The sequence below is a fragment of the Adlercreutzia muris genome, assembly GCF_041223505.1.
GTDB lineage: Bacteria > Actinomycetota > Coriobacteriia > Coriobacteriales > Eggerthellaceae > Adlercreutzia > Adlercreutzia muris.
In genome coordinates this window covers 393,112-410,493 of record NZ_JBCLQK010000001.1, presented here as the reverse complement: position 1 = coordinate 410,493, position 17,382 = coordinate 393,112, and the positions used below count along the sequence as shown (strand labels likewise).

The 17,382-nt window shown below is 66.3% G+C and carries 14 protein-coding genes; 8 read left to right on the top strand and 6 right to left on the bottom strand.

Translation table 11 applies throughout. The features are described 5' to 3' along the window. Nucleotides 1-207 precede the first annotated feature (207 nt). Both AAK988_RS01610 and AAK988_RS01605 read left to right on the top strand, forming a co-directional pair. On the top strand, nucleotides 208-1,599 hold the full coding sequence (locus AAK988_RS01610) for a hypothetical protein (protein WP_369873103.1): 1,392 nt from the start codon (nucleotides 208-210) through the stop codon (nucleotides 1,597-1,599). Between the two features lie 54 nt (nucleotides 1,600-1,653). Then, nucleotides 1,654-2,835, top strand: coding sequence for a pyridoxal phosphate-dependent aminotransferase (locus AAK988_RS01605; RefSeq protein WP_369873104.1), 1,182 nt, complete (start codon nucleotides 1,654-1,656; stop codon nucleotides 2,833-2,835). Between the two features lie 126 nt (nucleotides 2,836-2,961). Here AAK988_RS01605 and AAK988_RS01600 read toward each other — a convergent pair whose 3' ends face one another. Both AAK988_RS01600 and AAK988_RS01595 read right to left on the bottom strand, forming a co-directional pair. Continuing rightward, nucleotides 2,962-3,174, bottom strand: a complete 213-nt coding sequence (locus tag AAK988_RS01600; protein ID WP_369873105.1) for a hypothetical protein — start codon at nucleotides 3,172-3,174, stop codon at nucleotides 2,962-2,964. Between the two features lie 96 nt (nucleotides 3,175-3,270). Beyond that, entirely contained in the window at nucleotides 3,271-5,034 is a 1,764-nt protein-coding gene (locus AAK988_RS01595; protein WP_369880315.1) for a helix-turn-helix transcriptional regulator, read from the bottom strand. A gap of 235 nt (nucleotides 5,035-5,269) precedes the next feature. Between AAK988_RS01595 and AAK988_RS01590 the strand changes: the two genes are divergently transcribed. Continuing rightward, complete coding sequence (locus tag AAK988_RS01590; protein ID WP_369873106.1) at nucleotides 5,270-5,863, top strand: iron-sulfur cluster assembly scaffold protein; 594 nt, start codon at nucleotides 5,270-5,272, stop codon at nucleotides 5,861-5,863. Nucleotides 5,864-5,919: 56 nt separating this feature from the next. Beyond that, complete coding sequence (locus AAK988_RS01585) at nucleotides 5,920-7,116, top strand: YdhW C-terminal domain-containing protein (protein WP_369873107.1); 1,197 nt, start codon at nucleotides 5,920-5,922, stop codon at nucleotides 7,114-7,116. A 784-nt stretch (nucleotides 7,117-7,900) separates the two neighbouring features. Here AAK988_RS01585 and AAK988_RS01580 read toward each other — a convergent pair. Further along, nucleotides 7,901-10,057 carry an aldehyde ferredoxin oxidoreductase gene (locus AAK988_RS01580; RefSeq protein ID WP_289636094.1) on the bottom strand — a complete coding sequence of 719 codons (2,157 nt, stop codon included), beginning with the start codon at nucleotides 10,055-10,057 and terminating at the stop codon, nucleotides 7,901-7,903. Between the two features lie 302 nt (nucleotides 10,058-10,359). On the opposite strand from AAK988_RS01580, the gene AAK988_RS01575 reads away from it, so the two are divergent. The 4 genes from AAK988_RS01575 to nrfD are packed head-to-tail and all read left to right on the top strand — an operon-like array spanning nucleotide 10,360 to nucleotide 14,770. Further along, nucleotides 10,360-11,103 carry a 4Fe-4S dicluster domain-containing protein gene (locus AAK988_RS01575; protein ID WP_369873108.1) on the top strand — a complete coding sequence of 248 codons (744 nt, stop codon included), beginning with the start codon at nucleotides 10,360-10,362 and terminating at the stop codon, nucleotides 11,101-11,103. 60 nt (nucleotides 11,104-11,163) lie between these two features. Then, nucleotides 11,164-13,326: a molybdopterin-containing oxidoreductase family protein gene (locus AAK988_RS01570; RefSeq protein ID WP_369873109.1), complete on the top strand. Its 2,163-nt coding sequence runs from the start codon at nucleotides 11,164-11,166 to the stop codon at nucleotides 13,324-13,326. Continuing rightward, nucleotides 13,326-13,865 (top strand): 4Fe-4S dicluster domain-containing protein, encoded by a 540-nt coding sequence (locus tag AAK988_RS01565; protein WP_160324741.1) that lies wholly within the window; start codon nucleotides 13,326-13,328, stop codon nucleotides 13,863-13,865. The genes AAK988_RS01570 and AAK988_RS01565 overlap by 1 nt, the downstream gene beginning before the upstream one ends. Before the next feature lie 5 nt (nucleotides 13,866-13,870). Next, entirely contained in the window at nucleotides 13,871-14,770 is a 900-nt protein-coding gene (gene nrfD, locus AAK988_RS01560; RefSeq protein WP_242369863.1) for an NrfD/PsrC family molybdoenzyme membrane anchor subunit, read from the top strand. Nucleotides 14,771-14,993: 223 nt separating this feature from the next. Here nrfD and AAK988_RS01555 read toward each other — a convergent pair whose 3' ends face one another. From AAK988_RS01555 to AAK988_RS01545, 3 genes are all read right to left on the bottom strand, one after another. Then, entirely contained in the window at nucleotides 14,994-15,779 is a 786-nt protein-coding gene (locus AAK988_RS01555) for a M15 family metallopeptidase (protein WP_369873207.1), read from the bottom strand. Between the two features lie 179 nt (nucleotides 15,780-15,958). Beyond that, nucleotides 15,959-16,474, bottom strand: coding sequence for a pyridoxamine 5'-phosphate oxidase family protein (locus AAK988_RS01550; protein ID WP_160324729.1), 516 nt, complete (start codon nucleotides 16,472-16,474; stop codon nucleotides 15,959-15,961). 131 nt (nucleotides 16,475-16,605) lie between these two features. Beyond that, entirely contained in the window at nucleotides 16,606-17,331 is a 726-nt protein-coding gene (locus AAK988_RS01545) for a B3/B4 domain-containing protein (RefSeq protein ID WP_369880296.1), read from the bottom strand. Nucleotides 17,332-17,382 lie beyond the last annotated feature (51 nt).

Below are 17,382 nucleotides of genomic sequence, written 5' to 3'. Positions count from 1 at the left end.
ACTATAGGGCCCCTCGGCTCTATTATCAATATCTAAATTTCTAATAATAATTTGGATAGAAAATAGTAGTAGTTAAGACAGAAATTGATAGCAGTAGAAGCAGAATCTAATATTTACTTTGTCAATAATTGTTCATAGCATCAGTGAGCTTTGATAATATGGGCCATGACGCGAGCAAGGGGCTGCGGCTATCCCGAGGGGGTTTCCATGGTTCGAGGATCGAAAGACAGAGAAGCGAGGGGTGGGGCGGCTGCGGAGAACGCCGCCGAGCGCCCGCAGTTGGCCGTCGATGACGTGGTGGCATTCATGAGCCATCCGGTGTTCTACGAGTTGCGCACGGCGGTGGATGTGGGCATTCTGCTGTTCGACGATCTGGACCGCTTCGAGTTGCCCGCCGGATACTCCAAAGAGGATATGTGGCGCATCCTCTTCTCTATCCGCAAGCAGGCGGCGGTCTACATTCCCGAAGATCCCGAGCGCGAGGTGGACATGTGGATGGTCACCACGAGCTCTCTCTCGTTCAATTCCGAGATGCTGGAGGTGCGCTCGAAGGTGGACTCGTCCCTCGAGCGCTCCCTGCGCGAGATGCAGGGCTCTCCCTTCGTCACCCGGTTCATTGAGCGCACCCTGGTGAGTGGCCTGCTCGCCGAGGGCATCGTGGCCGACGAGGATCGCGTGCACGAACTGTTCACCGGCGCCGCTCCGGCCAACTCGGTCGATCAGCTCATCGCCAACTACTTCTGGCTCTCCAACGAATGCGACAATTTGGCTCGCCGCGAGGTGACCCACGGGCTCATTGAGAATCTCTACTACGGGCTGATCGAGGGGGTCGATGTGGAAGAGCTGCCCGAGCGCGTGCTGGCGCCCTTGGATCCGCAACTGCCCCCGCCGCAGTCCCAGGTGCTCATGGACCTCGTCTGCACTCGGGCCCGGGAGGTGGGCGACGACATGCGCTTCGGCCCCGTACTGCGCATCATCAACATCACCTGGTTCTTCCGCTACTTCAACGTGCTGCCGCAGCTGAACGTGCTCGTGGGCCTGCTGCTGCGGAACATCCTGGCCCTGAAGTGGGGCCTGCCAGTGCTCAGCTGGCTGCCCGAGGGCTTCGACCCGAGCCTGCCCGATGCGCCGGTGGACGCCCGTCGCCATCAGGCGGTGTTCGAGCACTGGTCCACTGATTACGGCTTCGGTTTCGACTTCACCCCCTACTTTGAGCTGAACCTGCGCCTGTACCTGCGGGAGCTGGAGCGCCTGGCGGTGTCCATCACCTACTTGGAGCAGCTCAACGAGCAGATCGAGCGCATCTTCGAGTCCCACATCAACCCACGGCAGAAGTCCATTCTGGCGGCGCTGTGCCGCGAGCCGGGGGCCATTTTGCGCATCGCGCCGCACCAGCGCACTTTCCGCATCGCCTACGGCACGGCCCGGGCCGACTTCCTCGGTCTGGAGCGGGAGGGCTATCTGGTGCGCGAGCAGGAGGGCCGGGCCTTCGTCTTCCGGGCGCACCCCGACCTGCAGGGCAAGATCGTCCAGCTGGGGGCCGCGGTGGTCGACTCGGCGGAGGCGACGCTGGGGAGTGGGGCCGTTGTAGTATCCTGAGGGGACAGCACAGAAGAGCCGTTGCGGGCACCGTGCAGAGGGAAAGGAAGCGCCATGATTAACGAGAAGATGTACGGGCTCGGCGACGAGCCGAGCGCCATTCGCGAGCTGTTCGCCTACGGGCTTGCCCGCAAGGCCGAGATCGGGGCGGAGAACGTGTTCGACTTCTCCATCGGCAACCCCTCGGTGCCGGCGCCTGCCCTGGTGCGGGATACGCTGCTGGAGCTTTTGGAGGGCGATCCGGTGGCGCTGCACGCCTACTCGCCGGCCGCGGGCCTGCCCGAGGTGCGTGCGGCGGTGGCCGCCTCCATTGCCGAGCGCTACGGCGTGCCGGCCACGGCGGCCCATGTGTACCTGACGGCCGGCGCGGCGGCGGCTTTGGCCGCCTCCATTGCGGCGGTGACCGAACCGGGTGATGAGGTGGTGGTCATCGCGCCGTACTTCCCCGAGTATCGCACGTGGATCGAGGCGGCGGGCTGCGTCATTGTGGAAGTGCCGGCGGCCCAGCCGAGCTTCCAGCCGGACATCGAGGCGCTGGCCGCGGCCATCGGGCCGCGCACGAGCGCCGTCATCATCAACACGCCGAACAATCCTGTGGGCGCCGTGTACACGCGGGAGAGCCTGGAGGCCCTGGCTGATCTGTTGCGGGAGAAAGAGGCGGAGCTGGACCGGCCCCTGTACCTCATTAGCGACGAGCCCTACCGCGAGATTGCCTACGGGGCCTGCGTGCCCTGGGTGCCGTCGGTGTACGAGCGCACCATCGTGTGCTACTCCTATTCCAAATCGCTGTCGCTGCCGGGCGAGCGCATCGGGTGGGTGTACGTGTCCGATTCCGCCCCCGACGGCGATGAGGTGGCCGTGGCCGTGGCCGGCGCCGGCCGGGCCCTGGGCTATGTGTGTGCTCCGGTCATGCTCCAGCGCGTGGCCGCCCGCTGCGTGAACGAGCCCTCGGATGTGGCAGCCTACGCCGAGAACCGGCGCCTGCTGACCGAGGGACTTGCCGCTCTGGGCTACGAGTACGTGGAGCCCGACGGGGCCTTCTACCTGTGGGTGCGGGCGCTGGAGGAGGATGCGGCCGCTTTCTCGGAGCGGGCGAAGCAGTTCGAGCTGCTCATCGTGCCCTCGGACAGCTTCGGCGTGGGCGGCTGGGTGCGCCTGTCCTACTGCATCGCCCGCGACGTCATCGAGCGCTCGATGCCGGCGTTCGCCGCCTTGAAGGCGAGCTACGAGGGGTAGGGGTTGCTGCGCCCCGGAGGCGGGGCGTCGAAAACAACGGCCGCGGCTGCCGTAAGGAATGGGGCGGCCGCCGAAAATGGCGGGCGCGGCTTTCGCAAGGGGACCGCGCTCGGCGGTTCTGGAGGGCTAGCGGAGCCGTCGGGAGAGCCAGAGCAGGACGGGGCTGGCGATGGCCAGCGCTATGAAGGTGGCTATGCGGCCGAAGCTGGGATCTTTGTATCCGATGATGAATATGCCGAGGCAGAAGGCGGCCATGACGGCGCAGAGGATGCCGAGCCAGCGCAGGTAGAGGGCCGCGCCCGTCGGGTTGCTGGATTGCTTATTCGATTGAGTGCTCATGGGCCTTCGCTTTCGATGGACGGGCTGGGCGCGGCATGTTCGACGCGTCGTTCGCATCATAGGGCTGAAGCGGACTCGGTGCAACGGGCAATGCCCCTAAGAGCCCCAGGTGGTGAGATATTCCAGAATCTCCTGGCGCGAGTGCAGGCCGCACTTGCTGTAGATGCGCTTGATGTGGCTGTGAGCGGTGGCGGGGGTGATGTAGAGCGCTTCGGCCACCTTCTTCTGGGTGTGCCCCAGGGCGTACAGGGTGAGCACATCCACCTCCCGGTCGGACAGGAGGAACTGCTCACCCATGGCGCGGACGCGCTTGCGCAGCGATGCGCTGATGATGCCGTCGGCATCGGAGGCGGCTGCCGAAGGAAGCGAGGCGCAGGAGGCGGTGCCCGGATCCGCCGCGGGCGCGGGGGCATCCGGGCTGGCGGCGCGGGGGTGCTCGGGCGAGCATCCGTCGGTGCAGCGGATACAGCGCTGGGCCTGGGCCGCCGTTACCGCTTCGAGGGCTGCCTTCTGCACGGCGGCCACGGCCTCGGCTACCCGGGCCGCCTCGTGCTCGGCTGCATTGCGCGTGACGGCACCGAGGGCCTCTTCGGCCGCCGCAAGGGCTTCCTGGGTGCGATCGACATTCTGCTGCGCCCGTTGCAGGTCGGCCTCTGCCCGAGCCTCGCGCTCCTCGGCCTGGGTGGCGGCCTCGCGGTGCTCGGCCAACAAGAACTGCACGAGCACCACCTGTGCCGACAACAGGATGAGGGCGCCTAAAAGCGCGGTAATGAGCAGATCGTTGCCGGTGAGGGGATAGGTGAAGTGCAGCGCCATGCGGGCGACCGATCGCGAGCCGAAGCAGATGATCCATCCGCCCATGGCGTAGTAGTAGGGATCGCGATCGCCGAAGCTGGTGAACGCGATGATGACGTACCAGCAGTAGGCGCAGATTATCACGTTCAAGGTGTTCACCAGCACCGCGCCTATTTCCCATTGGAAGGGAAAGGCGCCGAACAGGATTAGGGAGCCGGCAGCGAGGCTTTCCATGACGAGGAAGATGCCCACGGTCATGACGCGCTCGCGTCGGCGCACGACGAGGATAGCGAGCAGGGCGCACAGGATGATGGCGCAGGCAGCGTAGGCTAGGCGCGTGGCCGGGGTGAAGGGGATGGGCAAGCCGTCGGGGTAGCCGCGCAAAAAGCCGTCCACGAAGCTGAGGAGCCCCATGCCGGCGGTGCAGGCCACGAGAAACCGCGTGTCCTGGATGTGGCTGCGGGCGAAGGTGAAGAAGGTGCGGGCCCGGCGGTGCAGCCGCTCGACGGCCAGTCCATCACGTAGGGCGGCCGGCCCCAATAGGGCGAGCTGGGCTAGGATGAGCGCTGCCCCGATGATGTTCTGGCCGCGCACCGGCAGAAACGACAAGGGATAGACCAGCGCCTCGCTGATGATGAAGGCGCTGAAGACGAACAGCGCCGCAGTGACCTCGTCGGTGCCGCGCAGGCAGCGCAGCCAGTAGAACATGCACAGGGACAGCGCGACGGTGCTGAGCACGCTGAGGACGAAGGCGGTGGAGGCAAGGGCGGCATCGGTGTCGTCCAAGACCGAAAGGGCCATGGAGGCCGCCGCAGCTCCCACGGTGCTGGCGATGAAGGCCCACTGGACCGTGGTGTCGTTGAGCACCCGGTGGGATCGGATGGCCACGAGCAAGGTGAGACCGAACAGAAGGCAGGTGACGAGCATGGCACCGTCGGTGAAGATGCCGTCGTCGGTGGAGGCATAGCTGCCGTAGCAGGCCACGATGAGCGCCGTGCGGGCGCACACCATGCCGGCGAGCATGGGCCAGAACGTCTTGAATCGGCTGATAAGGCAGGCGAGCATCGCGCCCACGATTCCCTCCTTCTCTTTCTGAAAATGATGACCTGTTGACTCCATGATAGTACTTGCGCGGCGGTTTCTGCCGCTGCTTCCATCTTGTTACGTATTTGCAAAATGACATCGCCTGAAAGAGGGGAATCTGCGCGAAAAGGTCATGGTAGGCTGGAATAAACCCCGGGGAGGGCCGAGGTGAGTGACCGTGGGCCTTCCGTTGCGTTGTCGAGAAGGAGGTCGCCCTATGAGCGAGCGAGATGTCTACCATGAGCCGCCGACCCGCGTGCTGCTGCGCACGGCCGACGCCTATCAGACCGAGTCGATGGACGAGGTGGCCGGCTACTCCGAGCAGCTGCTGTCCATTGTGGCCGATTATCGCAACGGCGGTCGGCCCGAGGGGTTCAACGCCCAGGCCATGGTGGGCAAATCGAAGCGCGGAGAGGTGGCGTTTCGTCTGTTCGCCCGCGTGAGTCCGGTCACGCGCGTCATTGAGGCGGCGGGGTTCAAGACGCGAGGCTGTCTGGCCATGACCGGCTGTGCCAGCGTGACGTGCACGATGATCGAGGGGCGCACCCTCCAGGAGGCGCTGGCGCTGACGACCGACGAGGTACGGGCCGCAGTGGGCGGTGTGCCCGCGGGTAAGGCGAACACGCTGGCATTTTCCGTGGAAGCGGTGCGGGCCTTGGTGGGCGACTTTCTCGTGCGGGAGGGGGCCGGCCTTGAGGAGCTGGACGCTATGGTGCCCTGCGACCTCTACGGGGTGGATTGCCTGATGTGCGAGCATTGCTCCCTGCGCGATACCCGCAACGATATGCTGATGAAGTTGCTGGAGGATTAAGGACTCGAAGGGGGGCAACCCTACCGGGTAAGGTCGCCCCACGTTTCGGAAACGGGATGGCCTTGTCCGGCAGGGCGTCCCAGCGGGAGGTGAGCGCTGTGCGCGAGGAAGACGAGATTCGTGCGGCGGTGATTGCTCTGGCCGAGGCCCAGGCCGCCGGCGAGGACGTGTCCGCCGAATTGCCCCATGGCGAAGTGCCGCTCGGCGAGGATGCGAGCGCATCGCCTTTCAAGGAAGGGGTCTCCGAGGACGAGCGGCGCGATGAGGCCATAGCCCTGGTGCTGGAGGCTGTGCGCGAGGCATCGCGGAAAAGCTGCCTGAGCCGGCCCTGCGAGTGGGCAGCGGCTGGCCTCGTGCCCCCGGCCATGACGGCCGAGGACGTGGAGATGGCCGTCTACGAGGCGCTCATGGAGCACGGCGAGCCGGTGCCCGAGGGTGCCGGGGCGGCAGGGGAGGGGTCGGCCCAGGCGGTCCGGCCTGTGAACCGGCATGTGCACTCCGCCTTCTCCTCCTCCAACGGCCGCTGCGTCGGTGCTTCCCCCTTCAAGCACAAGGACGATCCCGCGAAGGAGGAGATGCCGGCCGAAACGGAGTCACTGGCCGACTCCCCAACAACGGAAGAGTGTAGGAGGGGTGTCGGGCGTTCCGACCGAGCGAGTTCCGCAGCGACTGGAACAGCCCAATGGGCTGTTCCGCCAAGCGAGGACTGTCTGAGCGAATCGGAATGTCCGGCAGCTCCGACCGAGGTGAGCTGCCCGAGCGAGTCAGAGCCCCCGGCTCCATCGGCCGAGGAAGCGCCGCAATCGGAAAACTCGACCGAGGGGGTCTCCCCGGACGCAGCTGCGCAAACCCCCCAGTCTCCCTACGACTGCGCCCATATTCGCTTGCTCATGGGCGCTTCCAGCTACTACCTCTACGACGCCTCCGCCATGACCGATGCTTACGCCCGCTGGGCCTTCCTCGCCGCCGAGGACGATCCGGTAACCACGTTCATCGAGTGCGTGCGCGAGGAGTCGGCGGTGTATCCGCGCCCCATGGCTCGAACGAGTCTGGCCAACGAGCCCTTCTCTATGGGCGCTGAAGCCGTAGAGGCCGCCTTTGCCGAGGCTCGCGCCCAGGGCCGTGCCGATGACATCGAGCGCGCCTGCGCCTCCAATGGCGATGTGTATTTCTACTCTACCCGCTTTCTCAGCTCCCGCCGGGCCGAAGCCCTTGCCGAGTGGGACGCCGTCGAGCGCCTTCGCAACGTCTAAGAAGCCGCAGCCTCCCTCCAAGCGTTCGGCGTAGCACCAAACACCCCTTTTCCGACAGACGCGGACAGCCCCCACCGGCGGCCCCCCGCGGGGCTCTGCGAGCAGCCCCCGGCAGCCCCCGCCAGGCAGCCTCCCTGGCGGCCCCCGCGAGCGGCTCCCCTGGCAGCTCCCACTGGCGGTCCCCCGCGGGGTAGCCAGCCTCCCCCCCCGGCAGCCCCCGCCGACGGCCCCCGCGCAGCCCTGTTGCACCAAACGGCTCGTTTCTGACATCTTCAAGAAATTTTTGTCGGAGAAGGGGTATTTGGTGCTTTTTTGCGTGTCTTAAACAGGGTCTTTGGTGCAGGCATCGACAAAACCCCCGTTCAGAACAGTCCACTGCTGAAACAATATGCTTCGAGAAGCACCAAACAGGGCCTATGGGACAGAAAATGCTGCCGGCATGTCGAAAATGGGATGTTTGGTGTCTTAACCTGCCTTTTGACCCGGAGGTGTGGGCTGCCGCAATGCCAGGTGCGGACGAAAGCGCGGCTGCCGCAATGCCGGGTTCGGGCGGAAGCGTGGCCGCCTCAATGCCGAACGTCAGCGAAAGCGCGATCGTCGCAAGGCAGAACGCCGGCGAGGAAGGGGCGGGGCTGCTCCAATGCCGAGTGCCTGCAAGGATAGGGGTCCTGCAATGCCGAACGCCCCCGCGGAGTGCGGGGGCGTTCTCACGAAGGGGGAGCTCTTCGGAGCTCACGGGGGGGGGTCCAGGCGGTCGACGAGTTCGCAGCCGCGGTGGGTGGTTCTAGGCGTCGGGGAGCAGCCCCAGGGCGGCCAGGTCCTCCTTCACGTCGGGCATGTCATAGTAGTCGAGGCATTCAACGGTGGGGCATCCCAGTTTGGGATCCCAGCCAAAGCACTCGTAGAGCATGGTGAGGCCGGTCTGGATGTCCTCCTTGTCCATCTTGTCGGTGCCTTCGGTGAACACTTCGATGTCCGGATCCTTGGTGAAGGGCCACTCGGTATACACGTCGTGGATGGCGCGGAAGTCGTTGGTGCCCATGTTTCCGGCGGCATCGGTCATGCCGCGGGCGGTGTTGGCGCGCTGCAGCGTCATGATCTTCGCGCCCATCTTGTACAGATCTTCAGTGGTGTAGTCCTCGCCGGTGACGGCGGTCATGAACTTCGCCTCCAGGTCAAGGTCGCCACGGTAGTCGCGGGCGGCGGTGGGGGACATGGCCATGGGCCACACCCAGTTGCACAGCGTGAGCGAGTCGTGCAGCACGTCGGTGACAATGGACCACCAGGCGAAGTTCGCCTTGTACTCGTTCATGGGGGTGTAGTTCTTATCGGGGTCCACCGCGCTCTCGTCGCCGAAAAGCTCGGCGCCGATGGCCTTCTTCAGCTCGATGGGAAGGCCGCAGCCCTGCAGGTTCACGGCGGAGTGGATCATGTCGTCGCGGTTGAACATGACGTTGTAGAGCATGCCCACCTGACCGAAGCACTCTTGGGAATGATGTACCGGCCAGCCACGGGGGCTGATCATGCAGGAGGCGGCGGTGTCGTTCCAGCCCATATCGTTCCAGCGTTCGGTCCACACGTAGGTGCCGTGGCCGATGTAGGCTAACTCGGAGTCGTTTTGGGCGATCTTCGCCAGCAGCTGGGGCATGAGGGTGGGGTCGTTGTTGTCGAACTTCTCCCAGGGGATTTCCGCATACTCCTCGGGGGGCAGCACGCGCTCGAATACGCCCGCGGCATAGCAGTGGGCGATGTCGCGATAGAGCTGCGCGTAGTTGCACCACAGGCCCAGATCATCCACGACCGAGCCCATGACCTGGTTCCAGACCAGACTCTCCTCGGTGTTGTCCTCCACTGGAGTGTGATCGCCCAGGATCTTGATCATATACTTGAAGGGGAAGTTGGGTACACAGGTGTTGCCGGTGGTCTCGTGGCCGCCATTCGCAGCGCTGGTCGGCACGCGCAGGTCGGAGTAACAGTGGATGGGGCAGCTATGGCAGCCGTTCATCTTGATGGTGTACTTCTCGGCCTCCGGGCCGTCGTCTTTAGTGGACTTCATGCAGCGGTAGCCCACGGTGTTGATCTCGCCAGGCTTCGGCTCGCCGGTATCGATGGGGCCGCCCTCGGCCAGCGCCCAGGTGAGGCCCTTCTGGGCCGTCCAGCGGCTGCCCTTGTCGAAGTACTCGGCCCATTCCTGCTGGGTGGAGGGTACCACGTGGTTGTTGTTGGAGCCGACGATCTCGCGCAGCATGTAGTCGGACAGGTCGGCCACGGCCTGCGGATCGGCCACGTATACCGGCTGAGTTCCGCGCACGACGAGGGCCTTCAGCTTCTTGGAGCCAAGCACGGCGGCGGTGCCGGCGCCGGCGGAGTGGTTGCGGGAGTTGATGATGCAGGCGTAGGGCAGAAGGTTTTCGCCAGCCGGGCCGATGGTGGCCACGCAGAAATCGGTGCCCTCCTTGCGGGAGAGCGCCTCGGTGGTGGCACGGGTGCCCAGGCCCCAGTACTTATCGGCGGCCTTGATTTCCACGTCGTCGTCATCGATCTTCAGATAGACCGGCTCATCGGAGGCGCCCTCGATGACGATAGCGTCCCAGCCGGCCTTCTTGATGGCGGCACCGATCATGCCACCGGTGTGGGCATCGACGACCTGATGATCTTTCGTGAAAGTGGAAAGCGAGGCGATGGTGGTGCGGCCGGCCAAAGGCACGCCGGTGGCCGTGAGGGGGCCGACGGCGAACACGACCTTATTCTCGGGTGCCAGCGGGTTGGTTCCCGGGGCAACCTCGTCGTACATAATCTTATTGGCGATGCCCATGCCGCCCAGATACGCCTTGTAGGGGTCGGTCGGGGTTACCGAGATGGTTCCGTCGGTCAGGTTGACGCGGAGGATCTTGCCGGTCCAGCCATAGGACGTGCCGGGATCCAATTTTGAATCAGCCATGATGAAGCTCCAAATCTCTTCGTGTACTCATGTTGCGTGGGTCCATCGGCGCGATCTGGAGTAATCGTCACTGACCAGTATAAATATGAGCGGGCAGGTCCTCTTCCCCTCAATGAGGGGATAGTTTTCAACGGGCGGGCAACGTGAGGGCGATGGGGATTCAAAGGAAAGGCGAGCAGGGGACAATTCCCCCCAAAGAGGGCACACAAACTCTTCATCCATGACTATGATTCCCCTCGTTGCGTGGCGTCGCGATCTTGGGTTCTCTCTAAGACTTGCTTTCGTTCCAAGGGGGAGTTCAAATGTCAGACACCCAGAAAACTGAAACTGTGGCCACCGAGCAGCCTCCCGCTGCGGCCGCTCCTGTTGCTGCCGGCGCCGAGGCTGCCCCGGCCGACAAGAAGCCGCCCTTCTTCACGCGGCGTACCGTGCTGGCCATGACCGGCTGCGGCGTTGCCGGTCTTGTGGTCGGCGGCGTGCTGGCCTCCTGGGGCGTGACGACCCAGTCTATCGCCTCGGGTCGCATCGAGCTGCGCACCACGCCCGCGAAGATGATCGTCACCGACCGCGCCCGCTGCTCTGGCTGCCAGCGCTGCGAGATGATGTGCACGCTGAAGAACGATGGCGTAGCTCAGCAGTCCATCGCCCGCGTGCGCGTGTGGGACAACTACAACTTCGGTGCCGGCGTGGATACCAACGACGGTATCTTCGGCTCCTGCCAGTTCACCGTGCAATCCTGCAAGCAGTGCGCCGATCCCCAGTGTGCCAAGTACTGCCCCGTGCACGCCATTTCCGCCGATGCGGAAACGGGGGCGCGCGTGGTGGACGAGGCCGCCTGCATCGGCTGCGGCATGTGCTCGGCCGCCTGCCCGTGGGGGATGCCCCAGGTGAATGCCCAAACCGGCACCTCTACCAAGTGCGTCTCCTGCGGCCGCTGCGCCGAGCAGTGCCCCAACGGCGCCATCAAGTTCATCGATTGGGAAGATATCGCGCAGAAGGCCATCGATGGGGGCGTTGTTTCCACGACGACCCTCGTGGAAGCCTAGGGCGACCCCGGTTCGCGGAACCTGTGGGTCCCTCCGCTTGTCATAAGAGAGGATAGAGCAATGTCAGCAAAGGTCATAACCAGGCGGGGCTTTGTAGCCGCCGGTGTCGCGGGGGCCGCTCTGGCGGCGTCGGGCGCGACGCTCGCGGGCTGCGCCGCGGGGCCGACCACTGAGAAGGCCTACGCGGCCGACGTGGTGAACACCCAGTGCACCGTCTGCCCCAATCAGTGCGGCTATGCCGCCTACGTGGTCGATGGGAACATCGACAAAGTGGTGGGGAACGCTGCCGATCCCCACGCCGTCGGTACCCTGTGCGCCCGCGGTTTCGGCATGGCGACGGCAGCCGCCTCGGCCGATCGGGTGGAAAGCCCCCTGCGGCGCACCGAGGACGGTCGCTACGAGGCGGTCTCGTGGGACGAGGCCCTCGGCCAGATCGGCCGCACCCTCGCCGATATACGGCAGGATGCCGGCGGGTCGGCCTTGGCGGCCATCACCGACGGCACCTCCACGGCCCAGTGGTACGTCCGCCGACTCATGAGCGCTCTGGGCAGCCCGAACGTCTACGAGAACGCCACCACCGCGTCGGTATCGGTGGCCTCGGGCCTGGCCCAGGCCACGGGCTTCACTGCCTACGAGGTCGATTACGCCCGGGCTCAAATGGTGGTCATCCTGGGAGCGAGCACCGTCGAGGTGCCGAGCCCCGGGGCCGTGGCGGCTTTGGGGGAGGCTCGGGCTGCAGGGGCCCAGGTCGTCATGGTGGACTCCCGCTTGGCCGCTTCGGGCAGCCTGGCCACCGAGTGGCTGCCGGTGCGTCCCGGCACGGAGCTGGCCCTGGTGCTGGCTGTGGCTCGGGGGCTGCTGGAGCGCGGCCTGGGCGCCGAGGCGCCTCTGGCCGATCTGAACCAGTGGCGAGCGGTGCTGTCCGACTACACCCCGGCCTGGGCAGCGGAGATATGCGGTCTGGGCGCCGATGTCATCGAGACGCTGACTGCCGATCTGGCCCAGGCGGCGCCGGCGGCCTGCATTGACCTGTCGTGGATGGCGCTGTTCGGCGGCTCCTACGGCAACACCGGCGAGCTGGCCCGGGCCGCGGCCCTCGTGAACACGCTGCTCGGCTGCTGGAACGTGCCCGGCGGGGCCTACCTGGCCGCTCCCGTGGCGGCCTGGGCCGACCTTTCCGTCTCGCCGCTGCCCGTGGAGGCCGTGGACGTCACGGCTGAGGTCTATGCTCTGGCTTGGGACGGCGCGGCGCCCCAGGCTCTGCGCCTCGCCCACGAGGGTTCCATCCGAGGGCTGCTGCTTGTGGATGCCAACGTGGCGGCCGAGTACCCCGATCCCGATTACGTGCGCGAGGCTCTGGAGCGCTGCACTTTGTCGGTGGCCGTGACGCCCGAGATGACCGAAACGGCCCGCTGCTGCCAGTTCGTGCTGCCCGAGAAGCTGTGGTCCGAGAGCGACCAGCTGCCCACAGTGACTGGTGCCGTGCACCCGGTGCTGAACCTGTCGTCGGCGGTGATCGAGCCAGTGGTGCCCGAGGCCCGTTCCGTGGCCGAGATCGTGAGCGGCCTGGCCCAGGGAGCCGATGTGGCCGATGCCTTCAACTTCTCCGTGGCCGACGCGGCTGCCGAGATGTGCGAGGCTTGCGGGTGCACCTACGCCGGTGCCGCCGCCGTGGGCACGAGTTCGCTGGCCTCCTTGACGGCTGAGAACCTGGTGTGGCCCACGGCTTCGGGGAAGGTGGAGTGCGCCAGCGCCGCCTGCGAGGCGGCCGGCTACAGCGCCACCCCCACCTGGGTGGAGCCGACCGTGGCCCCCGACGCCCTGGGGTTCGGCTACTACCGCCTCACCACGGGCAACCAGGCGCCTCAGACAACGACCAAGACCGCCAATGGCGCGCCCTTGGCCGCCATCGCCGAACAATACGGGCTCGACGGGTTGTGGATGAACGCCGCCGCGGCCGAGGCGGCCGGCATCGCCGAGGGCGATAAGGTGGTTATCGAGAACGAGTACGCTTCCGCGCCGGTGCGGGTGCACGTGACCGAGCTCATCGAGCCGACGGCCCTGTACCTGGCGAGCCACTACGGCGTGGAGGACGACGAGCAACAGCAAGCCGATGGCTTGGGCATCCGCCAGGCGCGCTTCGTGCCGTTCGCCCTTGAGAGGGGCTACGGCGCGCCGCTTCTGCAGGAGACCATGGTCACCGTGCGGAAGGCAGGTGCATGATGACACGCTATGGAATGCTCATCGACACGACTAAGTGCGTCGGCTGCTACGCCTGCCGCACAGCCTGTCAGAGACAGAATAACCTGGATCCCGACGAGGACTTCATCCGCTATGAGCGGGCCGAGACCGGCACCTATCCCCGCGTGCGCGTGGAGACAGTGCCGCTCCAGTGCATGCACTGCGACGACGCCCCCTGCGCCAGCGTGTGCCCCACGGGCGCGGCCCATGTGGGTGCCGACGGCATCGTGGCCGTGGACCAGGGTCGCTGCATCGGCTGTCTGTACTGCATGAGCGCCTGCCCCTATCAGGTGCGCGTGCGCAACAGCCGCACCGGTGCCGTGGACAAGTGCCGCTTCTGCGCGGCCCACACCGAGAAGGGGAGCGCCTCCTGCACCTGCGTGGACGCCTGCCCCACCCACGCGCGCGTCTTCGGTGATTTGGACGATCCCGACTCCGCAGTGTCCCGTGCCATCGTCGAGAAGGGCGCCAAGCCCATCGCCGGCGACCTGACCCGCGCCAAAGTCTATTACGTGAGGTGATTGAGATGACCTACGAACCTATTTGGGGATCCATCATCGCGTGGTATCTCTTCCTCGCCGGCTTGGGCGGCGGAGCCTTCGTGACGGCGGTGTTCATTCGCTTCCGCCACCCTGCATGCGCCCGGCTCGTGCGCATCGGCCGCATCATCGCCCCGACCGTGGTGATTGTCGGCCTGTGCCTGCTCATGTTCGATGCGGCCGCCGGCTTCGCCCATCCGCTTCGATTCGCGCTGCTACTCACCAACTTCGGCTCGGTGATGACCTGGGGCGTAGTGTTCCTGGCTGCCTTCGTCATCGTGGCCCTCATCGTGCTCGCGCTGGATCTGCTGAAGCGGGCCGTGCCCGAGTGGCTCGACATTGCCGGTATGGTGCTCGGCCTGTGCGTGGCCGTCTACACCGGCTGCCTGCTCGGCGTGTGCCAGGGCTTCCCCCTGTGGAACACGGCGCTGCTGCCCATCCTGTTCCTCGTGTCCGCGGTGTCCACGGGCATGGCGGCCGTGCTGCTGGCCGGCGTGTTCGCGGCGCCCGATGAGTTCAACGCCGTGGTGGTGCTGAAGAAGTTCCACTTCTGGCTGCCCGTGGTGGAGCTCGTGCTCGTGGCGGCGCTCCTGTTCGTGACAGCGGCGAACCCGAGCTCGGCGGGCTGGGAGAGCGTCATGACGCTGATCGCGGGCCGCTGGGCCGTGTGCTTCTGGCTGCTGTTCGTAGTGGTGGGCCTCGTGCTGCCCACGGTGCTGGAGTGCTGGATGCTGTGGATCGCCTCCCATGAGTTGGAAACGTCCCGCACGGGCCAGATGGTGAGCGCCCTGTCCGACGCCGGCGTGCTTATCGGCGGCTTCGTCCTGCGCCTCATGATCGTGAGCGCCGCGCTGCCCATCACCATCGTGCAGCCTTGGATGTTGTAGGGTTCCGTCCGTCCTGGCGGCCGGTCGGATCTGCCGACGCTGCGAGCCCCCGGATGCGTTTCATCTCAGGCCTCGTTTCGCCCACGGCGCGACCGAAGGTCGCTTGGCGCGAAGGTGGCCCGATATGGAACGCCCGGGGGCTCTCGCTGACTTTCTTAGGCGAATCTATGAGCGGAGGGGGAATGGCACGGCAGGGCGGGGGCCGCGCCCTTGCCGTTCGGCTTTAGCCGAGGTACTGGTCGAGCCACTCTTCCAAGCAGAGGCCGCTGGCGGTAATGGCGCCGGCGGCCTCTTTGCCGACGTAGCGGTAGTGCCACGGCTCGTAGCCGATGCCGGTGACGTCGCTCTTGTCGGTGGGGTAGCGCAGGATGAAGCCGTACTCGGCGCAGTGGTCGATGAGCCAGCGCTGGGTGTCGGTGGCCTCCTGGGCCTCGTCCAGCTCCTGGTAGGAGGCATCCACGAGATCGACGGCGAAGGCGGCCTCGTGCTCGCTCGCGCCGGGGCGGGCGACCCAGAAGGAAGCGGCCTCCTCGGCATCGGCCCCGGCCAGGCCCTCCTCTTGCTCGGCCCGCTGCGCCCGGGCAGCGAACAGCCGCTCCTGGTAGTCGTGGCTGCGGTAGGCCGAGCACACCTCGGGGCGCACGCCGGCCGCAGCCGCGCCATCGAGGAGGGCCATGAGGTCGTCGAGGACGCGCCGGTCGATGGCGAGCCCGTCGGTGCCGGGGATATCGCAGCGCTCGGGCGGCTCGAAGCCCTCGGGCAGGGGGTGCGTGCCGTTGACGAGGCGCAGGTTCCAGGGTAGTTCCTCCAGGGTAAGGCCGCCGTCGGCGGTTCCGCTGCCGGCCGGCGCGCTGACGACCTCGGTGCCGTGGGCGAGCAGGCCGGGGGAGGGATGCGACTCCGAAGAGGGATGGCTGCCGTGGGCGAGGCCTCCGCCGACTACGAGCACGGCAGCGGCGCTACCGGCCAGGATGGCGAACTCGCGGCGGCTCAGTCGATCGGGCAGCATTCCCACCGCGGCCTCCTTCCCTGTTCCGATGTGCCGATGATTGCAACGGGCTCATCATAGCGTGTGTACAGGGCAGCGCGACGCGACGGCGGCGGAAAGGCGCAAGTCTTACGGGAATGTAAGCGAGAAGGCTGTGGGCCTTAAGGGAATGTAAGCGATCGGATGACGCCGCGGCGATCCTACCGGGGCCTCTCGCGGGTCAGTTCCAGGCCCTCCTTGCCGGTGATCTTCTCCACATCGATGGCGATGACGGCGGTGCGATGCAGGGTGCTGGCGATTCCCTCGTCCACCGTAGCGGGCAGATCCGGGGCGTACTTCTCGCCGAGGGCCACCAGTCCCAGCAGCTGCTCGTCCTCGCTCTCCACGATGCGGGCGCTCCCGAAGGCCATGGCGGAGCGGAAGCGGTCGGTGAGCTTCTCGGGCACCGGTTCGCTTTGGGCCACCACGGTCAGGCACACGCGCGGGTTGGCGGCCAGGGCGTCCAGCTTGTGGCCCACGGCGGCGCCGTGGGCGTAGATGCGGCCCTGGGGCGCCCCCTCGGCCGGGGCGGACAGGTAGGCGAAGCTCAGGGGCACGGCGTAGGGTTGCCCGTCGGTGCCGGCTGTGCCGAGTACGCCGCAGGGGGCATCGCGCAGGATGGCGGCGCACTCTTCGGTGGGAAGCTGCTGCTTGCTGCGGCGCATTGCGGGGATCATGGCGGTCTCCTCTCGTTGACGGTCAGCGCTATGGTACCACGGCATGGCCCGTTGGTCGGTTGCGGGATCGGGCCGCTTGGAGAGGGACGGGCCTGTCACCGTAGATTGCGAGGGCCGGATGCCGTAGTGCGCTACTCGTCGATCACCATCGTGGGGTTTGCGCGGGTGATGATCTGCTTGGCGAAGATGTCGGCGTCCAGGTAGCGCTGCACCATGTCGGCCAGCTGGTCGACGGCTGCCTCAAGGTCGTCGGCGCGGGCCGGGTCCACCGACTCGATGACGAGGAAGGCCTTCGCCGACTCATCGGTCAGCGCCGTACGCTCGCCGTCGCGCCAGTTCCAGCAGCGGCAGATGGCGCCGGCGTCGTCGCGGTAGCACAGCTCGCCTTCCAGCGTGGGGGCGTCCTCGTCCTCGCCGAGCGGACGGAACGCGTCGCCTCCCTCGGTGATGCCCAGTCGGATGTCGCCGACCATGGCGTCGATGTCCTCGCCGCCCACGGGCAGCGCGTGGGCGAGCGACACGGCGTTGTAGATGTCCACCGACGGCGTGATGGAGCCGACGGGATTGCCCTTCAGCACGCGCTTGAGCAGGTTCTCGATGGAACAGCGGGCGCCCTTCTTCGTCTTGAACTGCTGGTAGGCGTCGCGCCATACGGCCACCACCGCGTTCTGGGAGATGGTGTTGCTCTCCAGGTGCTGGTCGGCCTTCCCGTTGGCTTCGGCGAGCGCACGGGCGATGGCGGCGGCGTCCTCGGGGGCCACCTCGCCGGTCGGCTTCATGCCGTGGGCCACGACGATGCCGATACGGGCCTCGGGGAACAGGTTCCAGAAGGATTCCTCAGTCACGAACGATTTCATGATGCTCCTCTTGTTGTGGAAAGGGCGGGTGCGCCCGTGCGGTGCGCGAGT